The following is a 6,527-nucleotide window of genomic DNA, read 5'->3' on the forward strand; positions in this document are numbered from 1 at the left end:
CCGGTCGGCGCGATGGCGTTTCGACAGCATCCAACTACTATCACCGATAGTAGCTGAACTACTAAGCGGTATAGTAGGTGCGCGGATGGTCGTATTTCGCAGGTCAGCGAGTAGCCGCCGAAAGAGAAGGAGCCGACAGTGATGAATATGGGCGACATGGGTGGAGGATGGGCGATGATGACGGGGATGGCCGTGTTCTGGCTGTTCGTGATCGCCCTGCTGGCCTGGGGTGTGATTCGGCTTGTCGGCGCTCGTCCACAATCGGGGGAGGATGCGCAGGAAATCCTCGATCGTCGATTCGCCGCCGGGGAAATAGATCGAGACCTATATCGTGCCGCAGTCACGGAGTTGGCGACCGCCGAGCTGCGTAAGCGTGCCGCCAACCGACAGTGAGCAGATGTAGTTGCGCAGTGTTGGACAGTAATTGACTCAACCCGCAGACCGGGCCCGCCGCCTAGGTGCGCCGACTGTAAGAACGTCGACGCAGCCGACCATGAATAGAATTGGGACAGGAAGCCGAAAGTGAGCGACACGCCCATCTACGACACGCTCAGCGCTATGTTCGAGCCGCCCCATGATGGGCGAGAGCTGAGCTCTCCGCCGTCTGGTCTTCGACGTCTCCGGGCGGCCGAACAAGCAGGTGTCCCCCCATCGGGTATCGGCACATGGGCCCGCCACGCGCGCCGCTACCCGGCGTAGATGCCCACTCCGCCTGCGGACGGTGAGCACACCTGAATCGGAATCGTCACCGCGGATGTGACGATGTCGTGCCCAGCTGGGCGCGTCCACCGCTGCGAGCCCAGCTGGGCCGACCGATTGCCTACACCCGGGGTCGATAGCACTCCCGCTCTGCCCGTCTCACATGACAGTGGCCTGCGCGTCGACGCACCCCAATGTCAGCCGCCTCGCACCGTCCAGGGCCGCGAACAGCATCGACTTCTTTACCGAGAGGTTCAGGCGAGGTTGCGAACCCACTGGCAGACATACCCCTATGGGGTATGGTGAATCGGGTACGAAGGGAGCGCCGCATGAGCACCACCGATTATCGCGTCACAGGCACGACCCGTAGGCACTGCACGGCATCGGTCCGCGACGAAGTCGACGCTGTCGCCGGGGTCGCCGGGGTCGACACAGTCGACGTATCGGCGTCGGCGGGAGCGCTGACAGTGACACGCGCAGCCCACCTCGACCAGGCCGGATCATCACCGCCGAACCGCAACCCTCAGACCCGCGCACTGGGTAACCCATCGAACTCGGTAAAGAGAAGGATCACACGATGAACAACCACACACATGCCGACGCTGGCGGAGTCGAGACAGCGGGCACGCTGCCGGGCCACGATATGTCCGACCACGGCGCAGCCCGCTCCGGCCGCGGCGAGCACACTGAACACGGAGGTCATGCCGGGCACGGTGGTCATGCCGGTCATGGGGATCACGTCGGCATGTTCCGTCGCCTGTTCTGGATCATGCTGGTCCTCGCCGTTCCGGTGATCGTGGCCTCGAACATGTTCGCGATGCTTCTCGGATACTCACTGCCCGACTCGTCGTGGATCGCCTGGGTCTCCCCGGTGCTGGGCACCGTGATGTATGCCTGGGGCGGTTCCCCGTTCCTCACCGGCGCAATCGGCGAAATCCGTTCACGTGCACCGGGAATGATGCTGCTCATCGCCCTGGCGATCACCGTCGCATTCGTCGCGTCGATGGGAGCGAGCCTCGGTCTGCTCGATCATCAGCTCGACTTCTGGTGGGAACTGGCGCTGCTGATCGTGATCATGCTGCTCGGGCACTGGATCGAAATGCGGTCCCTCGCGCAGACCACCTCCGCTCTGGACTCGTTGGCGGCGCTGCTCCCGGACACCGCCGAACGCGTCGACGGCGACGATGTGGTGCAGGTGTCCCCGGCCGAGCTGCAGCTCGGTGATGTCGTTGTCGTGCGCCCCGGCGGCCGCGTACCGGCGGACGGCACCATCGTGTCCGGATCGGCGAGCATGGACGAATCGATGATCACCGGGGAATCACGCACCGTCCGCCGCAGCGACGGCGATCAGGTCGTCGCCGGCACTGTCGCCACCGACTCAGGTCTGCGCGTCCAGGTCACCGCGGTCGGGGACGACACTGCCCTCGCCGGCATCGGCCGCTTGGTCGCCGACGCTCAGAACTCGACGTCGCGTGCTCAGCGCATCGCCGACACCGCCGCCGGTTGGCTGTTCTGGTTCGCTCTCGGTGCCGCGGTCATCACCGCCGCCGTGTGGACTTTGGTCGGGATGCCCGACGACGCCGTCATCCGCACCATCACCGTGCTGGTCATCGCCTGCCCGCACGCACTCGGACTTGCTATCCCGTTGGTGGTCTCCATCGCCACCGAGCGCGCCGCCCGCGGCGGGGTTCTGGTCAAGGACCGGCTCGCACTCGAAACCATGCGCACGGTGGACACCGTGCTCTTCGACAAGACCGGCACGCTCACCAAGGGTGAACCCACCGTCACCGCGATCGAGGTGACCGGCGACCGCACCGCCGACGAGGTCCTCGCTTTGGCTGCTGCCGCGGAAGCAGATTCCGAGCACCCCCTCGCCCGTGCCATCGTCGAGGCCGCACGTGCGCGGAACCTGACCGTCCCGGCTGCAGCCGGTTTTCAGTCGTCTCCCGCTGTCGGGGTCTCAGCTGAGGTCGACGTCACCCGCGTCCAGGTCGGCGGGCCCGCGCTGCTCGAGCAGGAACACGGATCCGAACTCGCTGTCGCCGATCGGTGGCGCGGCGACGGGGCGATCATCCTGCACGTCCTGGCCGACGGTGCTGTGATCGGTGCCCTTGCGCTCGCCGACGAGATCCGGCCCGAATCACGCACTGCGGTAGACGCGTTGCATGCGCGCGGAATCGCGGTCGTGATGATCACCGGTGATGCCGATGCCGTCGCGAAGTCCGTCGCCACCGAGCTCGGTGTGGACCGCTACTTCGCGGGGGTGAAACCGGAAGACAAGTCCCACAACGTTGCTGAACTTCAACAAGAAGGGCGCACCGTGGCGATGGTCGGGGACGGGGTCAACGACGCACCGGCTCTCGCGCAGGCCGATGTCGGTATCGCTATCGGCGCGGGTACCGACGTTGCTATCGCGTCGGCCGGAGTAATCCTCGCCAGCGACGACCCGAGGTCGGTGTTGTCGGTGATCGAACTCTCGCGCGCCTCGTACCGGAAGATGAAGCAAAACCTCTGGTGGGCAGCGGGATACAACCTCATCTCAGTCCCGCTTGCGGCAGGAGTGCTCGCGCCGGTCGGGTTCGTGCTGCCGATGTCGATCGGCGCGATCCTGATGTCGCTGTCAACGATCATCGTCGCCGCGAACGCGCAGTTACTGCGTCGACTCGACCTCACACCCGACGCCATCACCGGAGCGGTGAACGATGGGAATTCCGATGCTCCGTCGCAGCGCGAACCGGCGCTGTGAGAGCTGATCTCGTCCCAGGAGTACGGCGCTGACAACTGCGGAACGCTGATGGCCGCACCCTCTCCGCCGGAGAGGATGCGGCCGCTTCGCGTAGCGGACCAGGTCAGCCGAGCAGTCGCTGCATGGTGTCGATCTCCTGCTGCTGAGTGGCGACGATGGTGCGGGCCATCTCCAGGGCGTCAGGATTGGAACCGTCCGTTATTTCGGTGTTCGCCATCTCGATGGCACCGGTGTGGTGGGCGATCATCATCGTCAACCACTGGCGGTCGAATTCTGGTCCCGACGCTGCCATCAACGCGTCCATGTCCTGAGCGGTCATCATGCCGCTGCCGGAGCTGTGGTCCATCCCGCCCATGTCACCCATGTCCATGTCGGGCATGGGCTGGCCCCATTCGGTGAGCCAGGTGGTCATCTGGTCCATCTCGGGCTGTTGCGCGGCGGCGATCGCCGATGCCAGTGACAGGACCTCCGGGTTTTCGGTGCGGCCGTTCGCCAAGTCGGCCATCTCGACTGCTTGCGCGTGGTGCGGGTACATCATCTGCGCGAACATCACGTCGGCATCGTTGAACTGCGCCGTCGAGCTCGCCGGAGCGGACGATGCCGGCGTCGAGGACATCGATCCCATCGAATGGCCATCCATCGACGACTCGGAAGAGTTGTCGCTACAGCCGACGACGAGGAACGCGCTCGCGGCAGCAGCAGCGATCGAGGCAACAACTTTGGTACGCATGAGGAAACTCCTTGCAAGAGTGAGTAGTACAGAGGATTCGATGTCGTTCGATCCGCCGACAGACACGCGTCTGCCGGGCTCCCTGTCACACTCGCAAGGTCACCGATCTGTCCAACTCCCACAACGTCCACGGCGGCGCACGTCCCCACGCGGAGTCGGTGCGCCCAACGATCCGGTTGAGCAGCGTCGGTACCGGGTCGAGGGCTGCGTTCACCGCCGGGTACGTCAGCGCGGGCCACGAAGTTGTCGTGCCCACACAGGGGTGCATCATCTGGTGTGCCGACGGGCAGTCGTGTTCCCCTGCCATCACCGGAACCGCGGCGTCCGTGTGGGACGGTGCTGCGATCGAGGCGTGGCCGCCGCACATCGAGGCATGGCCGTCGGTCATCGCGGCGGACATCGAGCCGGTCACGGACATCGACATCGGTGTTACCGAATGCATCAACAGAACACCGAACACTGTCAGTGCAATCAGTAAAGCTGCCGTTGGAGCTGTGCCCCGTCGACCACGCCGACTCACTGAGCGCACGCGGCCGATGATACTCGGATATACCCCCTGGGGGTACACTCGTCTCTTCGCTTTCGGTCGTAGAAGCGTTTCGTCATGTCTTCGAGGTGTCGAGTCCGAGATTTGTTGCGTGGTCGTAGTCGTCGTCGATCAGCGTCACGGTGCGGTGTTCGCGGTCGAGCAGTGAGGCCGCGATCGAGGCGCGGTAGCCGGAGGCGCAGTGCACCCACACGTCGCCGTCGGGGACCTCTGCAAGTCGGTGCGGTAGTTCGTGAAGGGGGATATTCACTGCACCGGGGATATGGCCGTCCGCGTACTCGGACTGTTGACGTGTGTCGAGCACAGTGATGTCGGAGTCGGTTGCGGCAAGTCCGGCGAAGTCAGACACCTCGTAGGACCGCACGTGGCCGTCGCCGGCGAGTGAGTGAATCTCACCGACAGCCGAACCGGAGGGGCGGTCGATGCCGATGCGCGCCAACTCGCGTGTGGCATCTTCGATTTGATCGGATGTGTCGCCGATCAGTGTCAGCGGCGCGCCCCATTGGTAGAGCCATCCGAGGTAGGTGACGAACGTTGTCGACAGCTCGAAGCCGAGGGAGCCGTCGAGATGCCCTGCAGCGAAGGCGGTGCGTGCACGGAGGTCGACGACCCACTGGCCGTCGTCGATGCGCCTACGTAGTTCGTCGGGGTCGGCGGGTTCTGGGGTCGACAGGTCGATCGGGGCCGGACCTTCGGTGTTGATGACGCCCATGTGGGCGTAGTACGCGGGGTAGGCCGACAGTCCTGCGATCAACTCGTCGACGTAGGTCTGTTCGTCCTGGGTCAGCGCGGGATTGGACTGTTGCTGTTCACCGATGGTCGACGAGTCGCCGCTGGTGGGTGTGGCGGAGCAGAAGCTACCGAATCCGTGGGTGGGGTAGACCTCGACGTCAGCGGGGAGTTCGGCGGCGATTCGACGGACCGAGTGGAACTGCGCATGGGTGAGCTCGTCGGTGTGTTCGGAGCCGAGTAGGTCGGTGCGGCCGGTGGATCCGTAGAGCATCGAGCCGCCGGTGAAGATCGCGACTGGCTTGTCGCCGAGTCGCAGCACGTAGCTGACGTGATGATGTGTATGGCCTGGGGTGTGCATGACCTGAAACTGCGCAGATCCCGCGGCGACGACATCGCCGTCGCCGACTGACCGGCGTTCGTATTCGACCGGGTCACCCTCGGGCACAACGTATTCGGCTCCGGTGGTGCGTGCGAGTTCGAGTCCGCCGGTGACGTAGTCGTTGTGGATGTGGGTTTCGAGTACGTGGGTGATCGCGGCGTTCTTGTCCGCTGCCAATGCCAGGACGCGGTCGATGTCACGTTGAGGATCGATCACGACGGCGATGCCGTCGTGGCTGATCAGGTAGCTGCGGTCACCGAGGCTCGAGGTTTCGATGACGGCAATATCTGGATTGGTCGTGCTCATGGGGTACTCCTACGGTGTTGTCGGGTCGGCCTCGTTTCTGACGTGAAATGGGTGGTTCAGGCCAGTGCGAGGAAGAGTTTTTCCAGTTCCGCTTCGGTCATGGGTTCTTTGTTGTCGGCGGTCTCGCCGGTCATGCATTCGCGGAGGCCGGTGGCGACGATCTTGAAGCCAGCTTTGTCGAGGGCGCGGGAGACGGCGGCGAGTTGGGTGACGACGTCTTTGCAGTCACGTCCGTTCTCGATCATGCCGATCACTCCGGCGAGCTGGCCGTGTGCGCGGCGCAGCCGGTTGAGGGGACTGCCCCGAGTTCGGTTGACTCGTTGGGTTGAGTGAATCAGGCCGCGTGTGCGGACTGATTGATTGTCTCAAACTCGGTTGGGGTGAGTTT

The 6,527-nt window shown here is 64.4% G+C and carries 7 protein-coding genes; 3 read left to right on the plus strand and 4 right to left on the minus strand.

Translation table 11 applies throughout. From position 1 onward, the window contains the following. The first annotated feature begins 138 nt into the window (after positions 1 to 138). The 3 genes from ACIGGF_RS04280 to ACIGGF_RS04290 all read left to right on the plus strand — a co-directional run bounded on the left by ACIGGF_RS04280 (position 139) and on the right by ACIGGF_RS04290 (position 3,445). Complete coding sequence (locus ACIGGF_RS04280) at positions 139 to 393, plus strand: hypothetical protein (protein WP_397520144.1); 255 nt, start codon at positions 139 to 141, stop codon at positions 391 to 393. A 635-nt stretch (positions 394 to 1,028) separates the two neighbouring features. After that, positions 1,029 to 1,280, plus strand: coding sequence for a copper chaperone (locus ACIGGF_RS04285; protein WP_314145656.1), 252 nt, complete (start codon positions 1,029 to 1,031; stop codon positions 1,278 to 1,280). After that, entirely contained in the window at positions 1,277 to 3,445 is a 2,169-nt protein-coding gene (locus ACIGGF_RS04290) for a heavy metal translocating P-type ATPase (RefSeq protein ID WP_314145655.1), read from the plus strand. The genes ACIGGF_RS04285 and ACIGGF_RS04290 overlap by 4 nt, the downstream gene beginning before the upstream one ends. A gap of 103 nt (positions 3,446 to 3,548) precedes the next feature. On the opposite strand, the gene ACIGGF_RS04295 is transcribed toward ACIGGF_RS04290, so the two are convergent. From ACIGGF_RS04295 to ACIGGF_RS04310, 4 genes are all read right to left on the minus strand, one after another. Further along, positions 3,549 to 4,175: a DUF305 domain-containing protein gene (locus ACIGGF_RS04295; RefSeq protein WP_314145654.1), complete on the minus strand. Its 627-nt coding sequence runs from the start codon at positions 4,173 to 4,175 to the stop codon at positions 3,549 to 3,551. An 85-nt stretch (positions 4,176 to 4,260) separates the two neighbouring features. Continuing rightward, positions 4,261 to 4,599 (minus strand): hypothetical protein, encoded by a 339-nt coding sequence (locus ACIGGF_RS04300; protein ID WP_397520145.1) that lies wholly within the window; start codon positions 4,597 to 4,599, stop codon positions 4,261 to 4,263. 178 nt (positions 4,600 to 4,777) lie between these two features. Further along, positions 4,778 to 6,139, minus strand: a complete 1,362-nt coding sequence (locus ACIGGF_RS04305) for an MBL fold metallo-hydrolase (protein ID WP_314145652.1) — start codon at positions 6,137 to 6,139, stop codon at positions 4,778 to 4,780. Positions 6,140 to 6,195: 56 nt separating this feature from the next. Further along, positions 6,196 to 6,474 carry a metal-sensitive transcriptional regulator gene (locus ACIGGF_RS04310; RefSeq protein ID WP_314145663.1) on the minus strand — a complete coding sequence of 93 codons (279 nt, stop codon included), beginning with the start codon at positions 6,472 to 6,474 and terminating at the stop codon, positions 6,196 to 6,198. Positions 6,475 to 6,527 lie beyond the last annotated feature (53 nt).

Source organism: Rhodococcus sp. NPDC078407 (assembly GCF_044542515.1).
Taxonomy (GTDB): domain Bacteria; phylum Actinomycetota; class Actinomycetes; order Mycobacteriales; family Mycobacteriaceae; genus Rhodococcoides.

Coding starts and splice junctions, on each gene's coding strand:
- ACIGGF_RS04290 (WP_314145655.1), top strand. CDS start 1,277: ATGAACAACCACACACATGCCGACGCTGGCGGAGTCGAGACAGCGGGC.
- ACIGGF_RS04295 (WP_314145654.1), bottom strand. CDS start 4,175: ATGCGTACCAAAGTTGTTGCCTCGATCGCTGCTGCTGCCGCGAGCGCG.
- ACIGGF_RS04285 (WP_314145656.1), top strand. CDS start 1,029: ATGAGCACCACCGATTATCGCGTCACAGGCACGACCCGTAGGCACTGC.
- ACIGGF_RS04305 (WP_314145652.1), bottom strand. CDS start 6,139: ATGAGCACGACCAATCCAGATATTGCCGTCATCGAAACCTCGAGCCTC.
- ACIGGF_RS04300 (WP_397520145.1), bottom strand. CDS start 4,599: ATGTCGATGTCCGTGACCGGCTCGATGTCCGCCGCGATGACCGACGGC.